The following is a 15,805-nucleotide window of genomic DNA, read 5'->3' on the forward strand; positions in this document are numbered from 1 at the left end:
CTACGAAGTGTTTCGACGGGCGAAACCCCGTCACCGCGCATACACCTGCACGTCCGCCGCACCGAACGCGAACCACACCGGCGTGCCCAGCGCGAGGTCGAGGTCGGCAACCACGGCGGGTGCGACATCCGCCGACAGCAGGTCGGACCGCACCCGGATGACGTCCCCGCGCGGCTCGAGATCGCGCACCGTGCCGCGCAGCCGATTGACCTCCCGAGGTTCCTCGAGGCTCACGCTCACCGCGGCCGGCCGGATCGCCGCGGCGACCGCGGTGCCGACGGGCAGGTCGCTCGGGGCGGCGATGTCCCCGCCGGCGGTCCACAGGCCCGTCGCCGTGCGCTCGCCCGTCAGCACGCTCAGCGACGCGAGCCCCGCGGTGAACGCGGTGCGCGGCCGCTCCAGAACCGAGCGCGTCGGCCCCTCCTCCACCACGCGTCCGCCGTCGACCACGATGACCCGGTCGGCGAGCGTGTACGCGTCGAGGATGTCGTGCGTCACGATGAGCGCCGTGCGGTCGGCGAGCACGCGGCGCAGCATGCGGCGGACGGCCGGGGCGACCGAGATGTCGAGCGCGGCGAGCGGCTCGTCGAGCAGCAGCAGCTTCGGGCCCGCGGCGAGGGCCCGCGCGACGGCGATGCGCTGAGCCTGCCCGCCCGAGAGCTCGGCCGGGCGGCGGGACGCGAACTCCAGCGCGTCCACCTCGCCGAGCCAGTCGCGCGCCATGGATCGCGCGGCAGCCGCGCGCACTCCCGCGCTGCGCGGCCCGAACGCGACGTTCTCCAGCACGCTCAGGTGCGGGAAGAGCAGCGCGTCCTGTGCGAGCAGCGAGACGCCACGGCTGTGCGGCGGCACGAACGTCGCGGCGTCGAACAGGGTCGCGCCGTCGAGCGTCGCGCTGCCCGAATCGGCGCGCAACAGCCCTGCGGCCAGACCGAGCAGCGTCGACTTTCCGGCGCCGTTCGGCCCGAGCACCGCGACGGTCTCGCCGCGCTGCACGGTGATCGCGAGGTCGACGTCGCGCGCGTCGACTCGGGCGTCGAGGGTGAAGCTCATGCGTCATCCGCCCGTCTGGAAGCCGATCGCGAACCGAACGACGACCGCAGAAAGTCGGTGCTGCCGGCCTGGTAGGCGATGCCGACGACGACCACCGCGACGACGACGAGCACGAGCGAGAGGGCGACCGCGGTGTCGGGCGACGTCTCGCGCTGCAGGTAGATCTCCAGCGGCAGAGTGCGCGTGGTGCCCTGCAGGCTGCCGGCGAAGGTCAGGGTGGCGCCGAACTCGCCGAGGGCACGGGCGAACGACAGCACGGCTCCCGAGACGAGGGCCGGCAGCACGAGCGGCAGGGTGATGCGTCGAAGGACGGTGGATGGCGCGGCGCCCAGCGTCGCCCCGACCTCCTCGTAGCGCGTGCCGACCGTGCGCAGCGCGCCCTCGAGGCTGAGCACGAGAAAGGGCAGCGCCACGAAGGTCTGCGCCAGCACGACCGCGGTGGTGGAGAACGCGATCGTGATTCCGAGCGCGTCCAGGTGCTCGCCGATCAGACCGCGGCGCCCGAACGTGTAGAGCAGCGCGATGCCGCCGACGACGGGCGGCAGCACGAGCGGCAACAGCACGAGCGAGCGCACCAGTCGTTGGCCCGGGAACGTCGCACGGGCCAGCACGAGCGCGAGCGGCACACCGAGCACGATGCACAGGGCGGTCGCGGCGAGCGACGTGCGCAGGCTGAGCCAGAGCGCGTCGACCGACGCCTCGCTCGTCACGAGCGGGACGAACTCCGCCCAGTTGACGCGGAGCACCATCGCCGCCAGCGGAAGCAGCACGAAGAGCGCGCCGATCGCCGCGACGGCGACGACCCAGCGCGGCACGCTCGTGCGCGTGGGCACTAGGGCGCCCCGAACCCGGCCGCCTCGAGCACGCTCCGGCCCTCGTCGCCCGCGACGAAGTCGACGAACGCCTGGGCGACGTCGGGTGCCTCGGAGTCGCCGAGCGCGACGATCGGGTAGGTGTTGACGGCTTCGGCGGACTCGTCGAACTCGATGCCCTCGACCGCGTCGCCCGCACCGATGACGTCGGTGACGTAGACGAGTCCGGCGTCGGCTTCGCCGGAGGTGACCTTGCCGAGCACGTCGGTCACGGCCGACTCCTCGCTCACGGGGGCGAGGTCGACGCCCGAGGCGGTCTCGACCGCGACGGTGGCCGCGCCACACGGCACGGCGGGCGCGCAGACGACGAGCTTCACGTCGGGGCCTGCGAGGTCGGCAAAGTTGTCGATGCCCGCGGGGTTGCCCGGGGGAACCGCGATTTCGAGCACGTTGGTGGCGAAGTCGACCGGGTCGCCCTCGGCGAGGTCGGCGTCGGTGACCTTGCCCATATTCTTGGTGTCGGCCGAGGCGAAGACGTCGGCGGGCGCACCCTCGGTGATCTGCGTGACCAGGTCGGACGATCCGGCGAAGTTCAGCTCGACGGTCGTGTCGGGGTGGGCCGCCTCGAACTGCGAGGCGAGCTCGGTGAACGTGGCCGTGAGGGATGCCGCGGCGAACACCGTGATCGAACCTCGGAGGGCGTCCGCGGCGGCGGGCGTCGACTCCGCCGGGGTGTCGGCCGTGCCGGCGCACCCGGCGAGCGCCACGGCGAGCACCGCTCCGATGGCGAGGGCGGACAGCTTCTCCATTCTCGCTCCGCTGTTCACTTAGGCGTCTCGGGGAGTTCGACGACGATCGTGGTGGCTTTCGCGCTCGCGACCGCGAGGGATCCGGGTTCGAGCCCGAGCTCGTCGGCGGCCTCGCGGCTCATCAGCGAGACCAGCCGGAACGGGCCGGCCTGCAGCTCGACCTGGGCCATCACGCCGTCTTTCGTCACCTTCGTGACGATGCCGGTGATCCGGTTGCGGGCCGACGCGCGCGAAGCCGGGAAGGCCGCGGCGAGCGCGGACTCGGCCGCGAGCTCGAGCGAGAGGGAGGCGAGTTCGGCGCCGTCGACGAACGCCGGTCCGGTCGTCGGCCGCGTAAGTGTCAGCCGACCGGCATCCGCCCATCGCCTGACGGTGTCGTCGCTGACGCCGAGCAGGGCCGCCGCCTCGCTGACGCGGAATTGCGTCACCGCCATGTCGCCTCCCCTTTTTCCGCAGATGCGTTTGTCTCATCGAATAATAACCGTATCCGCGTGATCACCAGCAATGCCCGTGGTCGGGGCGGTTACGCTTGCCCCATCATGATCCGTCTAGACAACCTCGCCGCGACCGGCGCCGACATCGGTCCCGTCTTCATCATCGGCGCGGTACTCGTGCTGCTCGGCGCGGTCGGCTCCACGGTGGGGCTGCTGCTGCGCCGCAGGGGTCGGCGCGAGGGCTAGGCACCTGACACAATCGAGGACATGCCCTCCAGCGCCTTGCCGAACAGGTACGCCCGCCAGCTCGCGCTTCCGGGCTTCGGCCTCGACGCCCAGCGCGCCCTCGCCACCGCCCGCGTCCTGGTGATCGGAGCCGGCGGCCTCGGCAGCGCGGTCATCCCCGCCCTCGCCGCGGCGGGCGTCGGCACCGTCGGCGTGATCGACGACGACACGGTCGAACTGAGCAACCTGCACCGGCAGACGATCCATGGGCAGGCGGATGTCGGTGGCCCCAAGGTCGCGTCGGCCGCGTCCCGCGTGGCCGCCATCAACCCCGGCACGACCGTCGTCGCGATCCCCGAGCGTCTCGGCCGCGACACCGCGCTCGACCTGTTCGCCGGCTACGACCTCGTGATCGACGGCAGCGACAACTTCCCCACGCGGTACCTCGCCAACGATGCCGCCGCCATCACCGGCATCCCGCTCGTCTGGGGCGCCGTCTCGCAGTACGCCGGCCAGGTCGGAGTTGCCTGGGCCGCGAAGGGGCCGCAGTACCGCGACCTGTTCCCCACCCCGCCTCCCGCGGGCAGCGTGTTGTCCTGCGAGCAGGGCGGGGTCTTCCCGACCGTCGTCGCGGTGATCGGCTCGGTCATGGCGGGCGAGGCGCTCAAGGTGCTCACCGGCGTCGGCGAACCGCTGATCGGCCGGGTCACCACGTTCGACTCGCTCAGCGGCGGATTCCGCGAGCTCGCCTACCAGCGCGACCCCGAGGCCGCGCCCATTACCGAACTGATCGACTACGACGCCTTCTGCGGCGTCACCCCGACCGAAAGTGGAACCGCCATGAGCGACGACACCGTCACACCCGCCGAACTGTCCGCCATCCTCGAACGGGGCGACGACGTCGTGCTGCTCGACGTGCGCGAACCGTGGGAGGCGAGCATCGTCAGCCTCCCCGACTCGCTGCTCGTGCCGCTGGGCTCGCTCGAGAGCGTCATCGACAAGCTCGACCCGGCCGAGGAGTTCATCCTCTACTGCCACCACGGCACCCGCTCCGAGATGGCCCTGCAACTGCTCACGCAGCACGGCTTCGTCCACGCGCGCCACCTCGGGGGCGGGATCGAGGCGTACGCTCGCGAGATCGACCCCGGCATGGCCCGCTACTGATGGCGCACACCTCCGTCGACGAGCACGCGGCGCTGATCCGCTCCCTCGTCGCGCTGCCGACGACGACAGAGACGGTCGACCTGTGGTCGGCGCTCGGCCGCGTCACCGTCGCGCCGATCCTCTCCCCCGTCGACCTGCCGCTGTTCCGCAACTCGCAGATGGACGGGTTCGCCGTGCGTTCCGCCGAGGTCTCCGCGGGCACCTCGCTGCCGATCGTCGGCGAGGTCGCCGCGAGCCCCGGCGAGCCCGCGCCGCTCGAGCCGGGCACCACCGTGCGCATCATGACCGGGGCCATGGTCCCCGCGGGGGCCGACGCCGTCATTCCCGTCGAGGACACCACCGTCGTCGGCGGCACGGTCACCATCCACCGCGCACGCTCGCTCGGCGAGTACGTGCGCGACCGCGGCTCCGACACCCGCGAGGGCGACGAGCTGCTGCCCGCCGGGCTCCGGCTCGCGTCGCGCCACCTCGCCGTGCTCGCCGCCGCAGGTATCGCCCGGGTCGAGGTGCGCACCCGCCTGCGCGCGGTGGTCATCTCCACGGGCGCCGAACTCACCCGGCCCGAGCACGGCGTCGCGATCCTGCCCGGCCAGATCTACGACTCGAACAGCGTCGCGCTCGACGCCGCGGCCCGCGCGGCCGGGGCCGACGTCACCCACGCGCTGTTCAACGGCAACGACGAGTCGTCGGAGCTGCGCGGCGCCATGCTCGTCGCGTCATCCGATGCCGATCTCATCCTCACCTCGGGCGGGATCTCGATGGGCGAGCACGAGGTGGTGCGCGACTTCCTCGGCGAGATCGGCGGGGCGATCGGGCACATCGCGATGCAACCCGGCGGACCGCAGGCGACCGGCACTTTCGCGGGGGTGCCGATCGTCAGCTTCCCCGGGAATCCGGTCAGCACGCAGATCTCGTTCGAGGTGTTCGTGGCCCCGATCCTGCGCGAGTACGCCGGGCTGCCCGCCGCCGTGCGGGTGTCGCGCGAGCTGACCGTCGACGTGCGGTCCATCCCGGGCAAACGCCAGTTTCTGCGCGGACGCACGGTCGGCGGTGGCAGAGTGGAACCCGTCGCCGGGCCGAGCTCGCACCTCGTCGCCGGGATGGCCGCATCCGATGTCCTGATCGATGTGCCGGAAACCACCACCGAACTGAAAGCGGGCGACACCGTGGAAACGATCGAACTGTGAGCGGCGCCCTCACGCACCTGGACTCCGACGGCCGCGCCCGCATGGTCGACGTCGGCAACAAAGAAATCACCAAGCGCAGCGCCACCGCGACCGGACGCGTCGTCACCCGGCCCGACGTCATCGCCCTCGTGCGCGCCGACGACCTGCCGAAGGCCGACGTACTCGCCACCGCGCGCATCGCCGGCATCTCGGGCGCCAAGAAGACCAGCGAGCTCATCCCGCTCTGCCACCAGATCCCGCTCTCGTCGGTCAAGGTCGACTTCGACTTCACCGCCGACTCGATCCTCATCACGGCGACCGCGAAGACCGTCGGGCAGACCGGAGTCGAGATGGAGGCGCTGACCGCCGTCACGGTCGCCGCCCTCACCCTGCACGACATGATCAAAGCGGTGGATGCCGCAGCGACCATGACCGACATCCAGCTGCGCGACAAGACGGGCGGCAAGCACGGACACTGGACGCGTCCCGCTGCCTCGGTCCCCCCGGTCCCCTCGCCTGTCGACGGGCAGCCCGCCGACGGGCAGCCCGCCGAGGCCCAGCCCACCAAACGCCCCCGCCGCGCCAAGCCCCGGCTCAACACCGCGGCCGTCGTCGTGGCGTCGACCGCCGGCGCCGCGGGAACCCGTGCCGACACGACCGGCCCGGTGATCGCCGAGTGGCTGGTCGCCGCCGGGTACACCGTGGACGCCGTGACCGTGGTGGCCGACGCCGACATCGCGGCCGAGCTGGCCCGCGTCGTGAAGACCGCGCCCTCCGTCATCCTGACCACCGGGGGAACCGGCGTCAGCCCCACCGACCGCACGCCGGAGGCCACGCTCGCCCTTCTCGACCGGGAGCTGCCGGGCGTCGCCGAGGCGATCCGCGCGCACGGCCAGGCGTCCACGCCGATGGCCGCGCTCAGCCGCGCCGTCGCCGGGACCGCGCGCAACACCGTGATCGTCAACCTGCCCGGTTCGCCCGGCGGGGTCGACGACGGGCTGGCCGTGCTCGCCGACGTGCTGCCGCACCTCGTGGCGCAGGTCTCGGGCGGGGGGCCGCATGTCTGAGAAATCATCCCCGGTCCCTGAGCTTGTCGAAGGGCCCGAAATCCTCTCCCACATCGCCGACACCCCCATCGACGCCGCCCCGCTCGAGGACTTCGTCCTGACCCCGGCGAACGGGGCGCTCGTGACGTTCCGCGGGATCGTGCGCAACCACGACCACGGCGAGGCCGTCTCGGCGCTGGAGTACCAGGCGCACCCCGAAGCCGAGCGGTTCCTGGCCGAGGCCTGCGCGACCGTCGCCGCGGAAACCGGCCTGCGCATCGCCGCCGTGCACCGCACCGGTCCGCTCGCGATCGGGGACACCGCGCTCGTCGCCGCAGCCGCCGCCCCGCACCGCGCCGAGGCCTTCGCCGCGTGCGAGCGGCTCGTCGAGATCGTCAAGCAGACGGTTCCGATCTGGAAGCGCCAGCACCTCGCCACCGGCACGACGGAGTGGGTCGGGCTGTAGCGCCGAAGCCCCTCCCGCTCGTTTCGCCCGAAAGCGCCCCACTTTTCGCGCAACGGCACGTTTTCGGGCGAAACGACGACCGCGCGAGTCCTCATCGGCGGCATAATGCTCTTGCGACGGCGCGGGAGGAGCATTTTGCCGCGAATGAGGGCGCGGGCGACCGCGTCGGCGCGCGCTACGGGCGGGTGCGGCCGGGCGTGCCGGGCGCGCCCGGCGCGCCCGGCGCGCCCGGCACGGCAGCCGCCGCGATCAGCCGCCGGCGAAGGGCGGCAGCACGTCCACGCGCTGGCCGAGGGTGCGCGCGTCGTCGCGGCTCACGATCCCGTCGACGAGGAACGACCCGGAGGCCAGCACCCGCGCCATCGCGTCACCGTACTTGGCGACGAGCTCGCCGCGCAGCTGGCCGACCGTCTCGAGTGCCGGCAGTGTCTCTTCGAGCCGGCCCGCGGCATCCGCCGCTGCGGCGAAGTAGCGGACGACGACCTCAGCCACCGATCGCGCCCATGCTGCGGACGGGGCGCACGAAGTCGGCGCGGTCCATGCCGTGTCCGGCCTGCTTGCCCCACATCGCCGCGCGCCACCAGTCGGCGATGACCGCGTCGGAGGCGTCCCCGCGGAGCAGAGCGCGCAGGTCGGTCTCGTCGTCGCCGAAGAGGCAGGAGCGCACGGTGCCCTCGGCGGTGAGGCGGGTGCGGTCGCAGGCCTCGCAGAACGAGCGGGTCACCGAGGCGATGATGCCGACCGTGGCCGGGCCGCCGTCGACGATCCACTCTTCGGCGGGGGCCGAGGGGTCCTCGCGGTGCGGCTGGGTGAGCACGAAGCGCGACGACAGGATGTCGAGCAGCTCGGCCGCGTCGACCATGTTGTCGCGCGCCCAGGCCTCGTCGGCGTCGAGCGGCATCTGCTCGATGAAGCGCAGGCGCACGCCGTTGGCGACCGACCACTCGAGCAGGTCGAGCGCGCCGCCGAGGGTGTCGCGCATCAGCACGGCGTTGATCTTGAGCGGGGTGAGCCCCGCGCGCTTCGCGGCTTCGATGCCGGCGAAGACCGACGGGAGACGGTCGCGGCGGGTGAGCCGGGCGAAATGGTCGCGGTCGACGGTGTCGAGCGAGATGTTGACGCGGGTGAGGCCGGCGGCGACGAGATCGCCGACGCGCTTGTCGAGGCCGATGCCGTTCGTGGTCATCGAGATCGAGGCGCCGTCCGCGACCTCGGCGCTGCGCGCGATGATCTCGACGAGGTCGTTGCGCATAAGCGGCTCGCCGCCGGTGAAGCGGATGTCGCGGACACCGAGGTCACGCACGGCGATGCCGACCAGCCGGCCGATCTCGACGGCGGTGAGCAGGTTCTCGCGGGCGATCGCGGGGAGGCCCGCCTCCGGCATGCAGTAGGTGCAACGCAGCGAGCACTTCTCGGTGATGGACACCCGCAGGTCGCGCGCCTCGCGGCCGAACTTGTCGACCAGCCCCGCGACATCCGGACGCCCGTGCATCGACGGCATCGTGCCGGGGTCGCGTCGGATCATCGGGATACCGAGTCCGAGGCGAGTCATGTAGCAACCCTAGTTCGTGCCGGGTGGGAACACGCGATGCACGACACCCCCGCGGCTGGATAGGCTGGCCACAACGAAAGGGGCACCGACATGGGCATCATCTCTCGCGGTTTTTCTGGGCGTTCTCGGGAGCACAACCCCGACCTACCTCCGGGGCAGTTTCTGACCACCGACTTCCCGGTGCTCTCCGCCGGTCCGACTCCCCGTATCGACACGGACGAGTGGGAGTTCACCATCTCCACGGAGAAGGGCACCACGCACCACTGGACCTGGGCCGAACTGATGGCGCTTCCCATCGAAGACATCGCCACCGACATCCACTGCGTCACCCGCTGGTCGAAGTTCGGCACCTCGTGGCGCGGCGTCTCGCTCGACACCCTGTTTAAGGACGTCGACACCAGCTACGGCTACACGATGATCCACTCCTACGGCGGCTACACGACCAACGTGCCGCTCGCCGACCTCATGGGCGGCAAGGCCTGGATCGCGTTCGAGTTCGACGGCGAACCGCTGCACCCCGAGCACGGCGGTCCCGCGCGCCTGCTCGTGCCGCACCTCTACTTCTGGAAGAGCGCCAAGTGGGTGCGCGGCATCGAGATGCACAAGAGCGACGACCCCGGATTCTGGGAGCAGAACGGCTACAACATCTACGGCGACCCGTGGAAAGAACAGCGTTACTGGTGAGCGTTGACTCTGTCGGCACCTGGAAGGTCGGCACCGTCACGGCCGTGCGCTCGGAGACGCCCACGGGACGCAGCATCGAGATCGACGTTCCCGGGTGGGGTGGCAACCTCGCCGGCCAGCACCTCGACGTGCGGTTGACCGCGCCCGACGGGTACCAGGCGGTGCGGTCGTACTCGATCGCCTCCGCCGACGCGACCGACCACCTCGAACTCGCGGTCGACCGGCTGCCCGACGGCGAGGTGTCCCCGTACCTGGTCGACGACCTACTGCCCGGCGACCAGCTCGAGGTGCGCGGCCCGCTCGGCGGCTGGTTCGTCTGGCGGCCCGAGCAGACCGAACCGGTGCAGCTCATCGGCGGTGGCTCCGGCATCGTGCCGCTGGTCGCGATCGCGCGCGCCCACGCGGCGAGCGGCAGTACCGCGCCGTTCCGGCTGCTCTACTCGGTGCGCACGCCCGAGGACGTGTTCTTCAAAGACGAGCTCGCGCGCCTCGCCTCCCCCACCTTCGAGATCACCTGGGTGTACACCCGGGCGGCGCCGGCCGACTGGCCGACGAAACCGGGTCGCGTGAGCCACGACATCCTCGCGGCCTCGGTCATCCCTGCGGGCGACAACCCCTCCGTGTTCGTGTGCGGTCCGACCGGATTCGTCGAGAGCGTCGCCGACTTGCTCGTCGCGCTCGGCCACCCCGCGGCATCCGTCAAAACAGAACGTTTCGGCGGGGCCTGACGCACCCGCGCACCCGGCCGCGCTACGAAAAATGACAGCCGCGCCCGAAAGTTCGGGCGCGACTGTCATTTCAGGCCGCGGAAGTGCCGCGGCCGAGCCGCGGGCTAGTCGTTCGCGAAGAGCTTGTCGACCTCGGCGGCCGCTTCCTTCAGCGACTCGGGCTCGGCCTCGAAGATCAGCACCGACTCGACGGCGGGCTCCATGATGGCGAGCACGTCGACCCAGTGGTTGGCGATCGGCGCGAGCTCGGTCTCGCCGGCGGCCACCGCGTCGTAGTAGACCGAGACATCGAGGCCGGCGGCGCTGAACGCCTCACGGGCTTTTTCGCTCGAGCTGTTCAGAGCCGGGAAGACGACCGCGGCCTCGGCCACGACGTCCTGGCAGTCGGCGGAGGCGAGGTAGGCGACCCACTTCTTCGACAGCTCGGGGTTCTCGCTCGACGCGAGCACCGAGTCGGCGAGGCCGTTCAGGATTCCGACGCGTTCGCCGCTCGGGCCGATCGGCAGCGGCGCGATGCCGCTCTCGATGCCGGTGAAGCCGTAGTAGCTGCGGGCGTTCCAGCTGCCGTCGGTGACGAGGGCGTAGCTGCCCGCACCGTAGGCGTCCTTGATACCGACGCCGGAGGACGCGGCCTGGTAGCTGGGCATAAAGCCCTTCTCGGTGAGCGAGCGCCACCACGCGATGGTGTCGATGTACTCGTCGTCGGCGTAGTTGAAGTCCGTGCCGAACGGGTTCTTGTCCGCGTACTCCCAGCCGGTGCTGAGCGCGTACATGCTCCACTGCGTCTGGCCGAAGGCGCCGATTCCCGACTTCGACTTGAGTCCCAGACCGTAGACCTCGACGTTCTTCGCGTCGTAGCCCGGCTCGTCGCCGCGCACACCGTTCACGTCGACCGAGAGGTGCGCGATGGTGTCTTCCCAGGTGCCGCCGTCCTCGGGGTTCCACTCGAGGTTCTGCAGGCTCTCGGGGGTGAGGCCCGCCTCGGCCAGGTAGCCCGCGTTGTAGATCGTGGCGACGGTGTCCCAGTCCTTCGGGAGTCCGTAACGCACGCCGTCCTCGCCGACCCAGAGCTCGGGGATGCCGGCCTGGTAGTCGTCGAAGTCGATGCCCTCGCTCTCGACGACGTCGTCGAGGCCGAGCAGCTGGCCGGTGGAGGCGAGCTGCGGGAAGAAGGACGGGTGGTTGGTGATCACGTCGGGCGCGTTGCCGCCGACGAGGCTCGTGGTGAGCGTCTGGAAGTAGTCGTCGTAGCCGTACTGCTCGATCTTGACCGAGGCACCGTCGTTGGCTGCCTCGAAGTCGGTCGCGCACTGCTGGTAGGCCACCTGCTGGTTGGAGTCCCAGAGCCAGTAGGTGATTTCGCCGCTCGCGGAGGCGTCGTCGCCTCCACCTCCGCCGGCGCAGGCGGTGAGGGCGAGCAGCGGCACTGCTGCGAGAGCCGCGAGGTATCTCGTGGACTTGTTCATCATTTCCCTTTCGTGATGCTGGTGTAGTTGGTGCGGATGTGCTGGGTAGAGCTACTTGGTGCCGGAATAGCCGATCGAGTTGATGACCCGTCGGCCCATGAAGAGGAAGAGGATCAGGATGGGCAGAGCCGCGATGAGGGTTGCCGCCATGAGGCCCGCCCAGTCCGGCCCGCCCTGCGGCGTCTGCGAGCGGAAGACCCCGAGCGCCACGGTGAGAACGCGCACGTCTTCTTCGCGGCCGACCAGCTGGGGCCAGAAGTACTCGTTCCACGACGTGATGTAGGTGAGGATCGCGAGGGTCGCGATCGGCGCCGAGCCGAGCGGCAGGATCACCTGGAAGAACCGGCGGATCGGGCCGGCCCCGTCGATGATCGCGGCCTCCTCCACCTCGCGGCTGATGCCGAGGAAGAACTGGCGCAGGAAGAACACGGCGAACGGCGTCATGAGCAGGGTCGGCAGGATGATGCCGGCATACGTGTTCAGCAGTCCGAGTTCGCGGATCGTCACGAAGTTCGGGATCGTGGTGAAGATCGGCGGCACCATCAGCGCCGCGATGAACGACGAGAAGACGAGGTCGCGGCCCTTCCACTGCAGGCGGGCGAAGGCGTAGGCGGCCATCGAGCAGAACAGCACCTGGCCGATCGTCGTCACCGTCGCGACGATGAGCGAGTTGCGCAGGTAGGCCCAGAAGTTGATCGACGCGCCCGATCCGCCCTCGGCGAGCGCCTCGGCCGGTGTCGCGAGGCCGAGCACGCGCTCGTAGGCGCCGAGCGTGAAGTCGACGGGGAACGGCGAACCGGGGTCGCTGCCCAGGGAGGTCGAGGTCGAGAACGAGGTGCGCAGCATCCAGTAGAACGGAATCAGCGTGATCAGCATCACGGCGACCAGGGCGGCCCAGGCGAAGAACCGGCCCACCGTGAGGCGGGGCTTCTTGCGGCGCGGCGCCTTCTTCGGCGGCGAGGGCTCGGTGGTGCTGGCGAGCTCGGGGGCGGCGGTTGTCAGTGTCATGGTCGGGTCATCCCAGGTCGGACTTGTTGGCGCGGGTGAGGCGCAGTTGGATGAAGGTGAAGGCGGCGAGCAGCACGAAGAGCGCGAGCGCCATCGCCGAGCCGTAACCGAAGTCGAACCGGTTGAAGGCCATGTCGAAGATGTAGTAGTTGATGACGCGGGTCGAGTTGACCGGGCCGCCCTGTGTCGTCACCGCGATGGTGTCGAACAGCTGGAACGATCCGGTGACCGTGACGACGAGCACCATGGCGAGCACGGGCCGCAGCAGCGGCAGGGTGATGCTGCGGAACATGCGCAGCTCCGAGCCGCCGTCGATCGCGCCGGCCTCGTAGACCTCCTTGGGGATGGTCTGCAGTCCCGCGAAGATCAGCAGCGCCGTGTAACCCATGTGGCGCCACACGTTGATGAGCGCCACCGTCGGGATCGCCCAGTCGCTCTCGCCGAAGAACGCCACCCGGTCGAGGCCGATCGCGTTGATCACCTCGTTCACGATGCCGAACTGGAAGTCGAACATGTAGAACCAGACGAGCGCCGCGATCACGTTGGCGATGAGGTACGGCAGCATCACGATGCCGCGGATCACCATCGACTGCGTGAGCCGGTGCATCAGCACGGCGATGCCGAGGGCGAGAACCGTCTGCAGTCCGATGTTGATCGCCACGTAGTAGCTGGTCGTGCCGATGGCGTTCCAGAACAGCGGATCGGCGGCCAGCCGCGTGTAGTTGTCGAGCCCGATGAACTCCGGCGCCGTCAGCAGGTCGAAGTCGGTGAAGCTGTAGTACAGGCCGCTGAGGGCGGGCCAGACGAAGAACGCGAGGAAGCCGAGCAGGGCCGGCAGCACGAAGCCCCACGCGGCCAACGCTTCACGGCGCTTCAGCGTGATCAGCGGCTTTCTCGGCGGCACGAGGCCCGAGGGCTGCGCGCGCCCGGCCTTCGGGCGGGTGGTGGTCGGAGCGGTCATCGGTCCAGGCCTTCCTTGGTGGTGGTGACGTGCACGAGGGCGAGATGCTCGGGGGCGAGCGCCGGCGCCTGGAGGCCGACGCTCGAGAGGGCGTGGCCGCTCAGCTCGATGCCGTCCGTCCACCAGGCGGGACCCGCGTGGTGGTTGAAAGTGAGGATGCCGTTTCCGGGGGCCAGCGGAGCGACCCGGTAGGTGCGCTCGGGGTCGAGGCCGGGCAGGCGCACCATGCCGGGCGGGTTCTGCACGCTGGTCGCCACGGCGACGAACGAGTAGAGCGCTTGGTCGCGGTCCTTCGCGACGATGCCGCGCAGCCAGTACGACGGGTCGGGGTGGTCGCCGCGCACGACGGTGCCGCGGTGCATCCAGCCCCGCAGCTCCTTGTAGAGCGCGATCCACTCGGTGAGCTGCGCGATCTCCTCGGCGCTCGCCAGCGACAGGTTCTGCTCGATGCCGAAGCTGCCGAACAGGGCCGTGCCGGCGCGGAACGAGATGTCGTGCGTGCGCTTGGTCGAGTGGGCGGTCGCTGAACCGACGTGCGAGCCGATCAGCTCGGGCGGCACCGTGACCCCGGTCCAGCGCTCGATGCGCTGACGCTCGAGCGCGTCGATGCAGTCGCTCGCCCAGATGCGGTCGCTGCGCTCGAGCACCTCGAGGTCGGCGCGGGCACCACCCGAGGAACACGCCTCGATTTCAAGCTCGGGATGGCGCGCCCGCAGCTCGTCGACGAGGCGGTAGAACGCGAGGGTCTGGTCGTGCACGCCCGCGACACCCGCTCCGGGGTGGCCGGCGTCGACCAGGTCGCGGTTGTGGTCCCACTTGATGAAGTCGATGTCGTAGCGGGCGACGAGGGCGCTCATGCTCTCGAGCACGTGGGCGAAGGCCTCGGGGTTCGCGAGGTCGAGCACCTGCTGGTAGCGGGCCGTCGGCGGCAGACGGTGGCCCGGCGACATGATCCACTCGGGGTGCTCGCGCGCCGCGTCGGAGTCGGGGTTGATCATCTCGGGCTCGAACCAGAGTCCGAACTGCATGCCGAGGGCACGTACGCGGGAGACCAGCGGGTCGAGGCCCTCGGGCCAGACGCCCTCGTCGATGCGCCAGTCGCCGAGCCCGGCGGACTTGTCGCGGCGGCCGTGGAACCAGCCGTCGTCGAGCACGAACCGTTCGACCCCGACCTCGGCGGCGCGGTCGGCGAGGGCGAGCAGCGTGTCGAGGTCCTGGTCGAAGTAGACCGCTTCCCAGGTGTTGAGCACGACGGGGCGCGGCGAGGTCGGGTAGCCGACGCGGGCACGGAGGAACTCGTGGAAGCGCGCGCTGAGGTCGTCGAGCCCCGTGCCGTAGGAAGCGTAGAGCCACGGGCTGGTGTAGCCGTCGCCGTTCTCGAGGCGGATTTCGCCCGGCAGCAGCAGTTCGCCGCCGCCGACGACGCCGCGGCCGTTGGGAAGACGCTCGGCGTAGCTGCGGTGATTGCCGCTCCACGCCACCTGCACGCCCCAGACCTCGCCGCTGCGGAATCCGAAACCGGCGGTGCCGACCGCGTAGAGCAGGGCGGCGTCGTGACCGGTGCGGCCGCGACGGCCCTCCTTGACGTGGGTGCCGAAGGTGAAGTCGTGGCGCTGCGCGCTGCTCTCCCGCACGTGGCGTCCGGTGAAGTCGAGGATCTCCTGCGCCTGCAGCGGCACGGGCAGAGCGAGGTTGAGACCGTCGAGCGTGTAGGCGCCGTCCGCGGTGCCGGTCACGGTGGCGCGGGTGCGCAGCACGCCCGAGTCGGAGAGTTCGAGCACGAGCTCCACGGCGAGACCGGCGTCGACGTCGGCGAGCGCGGCCACGAACCGGCGGTCGGCGAAGCGCGCGTCGGGCGACTGCTCGACGCGGGCGTCCGTCAGTTCGAGCGCGAGGGAGAAGTGGCGGCCGTCACGGTGGCCGGTGATGCCGGGCGTGCCGGCCCAGCCGGTCGACTGCTCGGGCAGGATGCCGAGCGGCACCAGGGTGTCGATGCTGTTGGAGACGATCTGCGGCTGGCCAGCGGTGACGAGCTGCGCGAGGCCCGCGGGAGATACTGGGAGGAGGGCTGCGCCCCAGTGCGCGATGCGGGGAACACCGGTTCCCGTCGCATCGATGACAACGCTGACACCGCCCGCGAAGAGATGGAACAGTCGGGTGGTGTCTGACATTGTGGCTTCCTTGCCTCGGGCCCGAGTGGGCTTCGTTCAACGGTAATATTATTACGATAG

17 protein-coding genes are annotated in these 15,805 nt (G+C 70.6%); 7 read left to right on the forward strand and 10 right to left on the reverse strand.

Annotated elements, in window-relative coordinates; translation table 11 throughout:
• Positions 1-30: 30 nt before the first annotated feature.
• Genes HD599_RS12040 through HD599_RS12055 form a run of 4 tightly spaced genes read right to left on the reverse strand, consistent with a single transcriptional unit; the run spans position 31 to position 3,102 of the window.
• Positions 31-1,053 (reverse strand): sulfate/molybdate ABC transporter ATP-binding protein, encoded by a 1,023-nt coding sequence (locus HD599_RS12040; protein WP_184237874.1) that lies wholly within the window; start codon positions 1,051-1,053, stop codon positions 31-33.
• Positions 1,050-1,886, reverse strand: a complete 837-nt coding sequence (locus tag HD599_RS12045) for an ABC transporter permease (protein WP_343062041.1) — start codon at positions 1,884-1,886, stop codon at positions 1,050-1,052. The genes HD599_RS12040 and HD599_RS12045 overlap by 4 nt, the downstream gene beginning before the upstream one ends.
• Complete coding sequence (gene modA / locus HD599_RS12050) at positions 1,886-2,674, reverse strand: molybdate ABC transporter substrate-binding protein (protein WP_184237876.1); 789 nt, start codon at positions 2,672-2,674, stop codon at positions 1,886-1,888. Before modA ends, HD599_RS12045 begins: the two co-directional genes overlap by 1 nt.
• A gap of 14 nt (positions 2,675-2,688) precedes the next feature.
• Complete coding sequence (locus HD599_RS12055; protein ID WP_343062162.1) at positions 2,689-3,102, reverse strand: TOBE domain-containing protein; 414 nt, start codon at positions 3,100-3,102, stop codon at positions 2,689-2,691.
• Between the two features lie 111 nt (positions 3,103-3,213).
• Between HD599_RS12055 and HD599_RS12060 the strand changes: the two genes are divergently transcribed.
• The 5 genes from HD599_RS12060 to HD599_RS12080 are packed head-to-tail and all read left to right on the forward strand — an operon-like array spanning position 3,214 to position 7,175.
• Complete coding sequence (locus HD599_RS12060) at positions 3,214-3,354, forward strand: hypothetical protein (RefSeq protein WP_184237880.1); 141 nt, start codon at positions 3,214-3,216, stop codon at positions 3,352-3,354.
• A 21-nt stretch (positions 3,355-3,375) separates the two neighbouring features.
• Positions 3,376-4,497: a ThiF family adenylyltransferase gene (locus tag HD599_RS12065; protein WP_184237882.1), complete on the forward strand. Its 1,122-nt coding sequence runs from the start codon at positions 3,376-3,378 to the stop codon at positions 4,495-4,497.
• Positions 4,497-5,684, forward strand: coding sequence for a molybdopterin molybdotransferase MoeA (locus HD599_RS12070; protein WP_184237884.1), 1,188 nt, complete (start codon positions 4,497-4,499; stop codon positions 5,682-5,684). The genes HD599_RS12065 and HD599_RS12070 overlap by 1 nt, the downstream gene beginning before the upstream one ends.
• Positions 5,681-6,730, forward strand: coding sequence for a bifunctional molybdenum cofactor biosynthesis protein MoaC/MoaB (gene moaCB, locus HD599_RS12075; protein WP_184237886.1), 1,050 nt, complete (start codon positions 5,681-5,683; stop codon positions 6,728-6,730). The genes HD599_RS12070 and moaCB overlap by 4 nt, the downstream gene beginning before the upstream one ends.
• Positions 6,723-7,175 carry a molybdenum cofactor biosynthesis protein MoaE gene (locus tag HD599_RS12080; protein ID WP_184237888.1) on the forward strand — a complete coding sequence of 151 codons (453 nt, stop codon included), beginning with the start codon at positions 6,723-6,725 and terminating at the stop codon, positions 7,173-7,175. The genes moaCB and HD599_RS12080 overlap by 8 nt, the downstream gene beginning before the upstream one ends.
• A gap of 249 nt (positions 7,176-7,424) precedes the next feature.
• Here HD599_RS12080 and HD599_RS12085 read toward each other — a convergent pair whose 3' ends face one another.
• Together HD599_RS12085 and moaA are read right to left on the reverse strand one after the other, a co-directional pair.
• Positions 7,425-7,667, reverse strand: coding sequence for a MoaD/ThiS family protein (locus HD599_RS12085; RefSeq protein WP_184237890.1), 243 nt, complete (start codon positions 7,665-7,667; stop codon positions 7,425-7,427).
• The gene (moaA, locus tag HD599_RS12090; RefSeq protein ID WP_184237892.1) at positions 7,660-8,727 is read right to left on the reverse strand and encodes a GTP 3',8-cyclase MoaA; all 1,068 of its coding nucleotides are present in this window, start codon (positions 8,725-8,727) and stop codon (positions 7,660-7,662) included. The genes HD599_RS12085 and moaA overlap by 8 nt, the downstream gene beginning before the upstream one ends.
• A gap of 90 nt (positions 8,728-8,817) precedes the next feature.
• On the opposite strand from moaA, the gene HD599_RS12095 reads away from it, so the two are divergent.
• Complete coding sequence (locus HD599_RS12095) at positions 8,818-9,411, forward strand: sulfite oxidase-like oxidoreductase (RefSeq protein ID WP_184237894.1); 594 nt, start codon at positions 8,818-8,820, stop codon at positions 9,409-9,411.
• Entirely contained in the window at positions 9,408-10,139 is a 732-nt protein-coding gene (locus tag HD599_RS12100) for a ferredoxin reductase (RefSeq protein ID WP_343062042.1), read from the forward strand. Before HD599_RS12095 ends, HD599_RS12100 begins: the two co-directional genes overlap by 4 nt.
• A gap of 104 nt (positions 10,140-10,243) precedes the next feature.
• Here HD599_RS12100 and HD599_RS12105 read toward each other — a convergent pair whose 3' ends face one another.
• From HD599_RS12105 to HD599_RS12120, 4 genes are read right to left on the reverse strand one after another with little or no spacing between them, the layout of a single operon-like run.
• Positions 10,244-11,608 carry an ABC transporter substrate-binding protein gene (locus tag HD599_RS12105; RefSeq protein WP_343062043.1) on the reverse strand — a complete coding sequence of 455 codons (1,365 nt, stop codon included), beginning with the start codon at positions 11,606-11,608 and terminating at the stop codon, positions 10,244-10,246.
• 48 nt (positions 11,609-11,656) lie between these two features.
• The gene (locus HD599_RS12110) at positions 11,657-12,613 is read right to left on the reverse strand and encodes a carbohydrate ABC transporter permease (protein WP_184237898.1); all 957 of its coding nucleotides are present in this window, start codon (positions 12,611-12,613) and stop codon (positions 11,657-11,659) included.
• A gap of 7 nt (positions 12,614-12,620) precedes the next feature.
• Positions 12,621-13,574: a carbohydrate ABC transporter permease gene (locus tag HD599_RS12115; protein WP_184237900.1), complete on the reverse strand. Its 954-nt coding sequence runs from the start codon at positions 13,572-13,574 to the stop codon at positions 12,621-12,623.
• Positions 13,571-15,745 (reverse strand): alpha-galactosidase, encoded by a 2,175-nt coding sequence (locus HD599_RS12120; protein ID WP_184237902.1) that lies wholly within the window; start codon positions 15,743-15,745, stop codon positions 13,571-13,573. The genes HD599_RS12115 and HD599_RS12120 overlap by 4 nt, the downstream gene beginning before the upstream one ends.
• Between the last annotated feature and the right edge of the window lie 60 nt (positions 15,746-15,805).

The sequence above is a fragment of the Conyzicola lurida genome, from assembly GCF_014204935.1.
GTDB lineage: Bacteria > Actinomycetota > Actinomycetes > Actinomycetales > Microbacteriaceae > Conyzicola > Conyzicola lurida.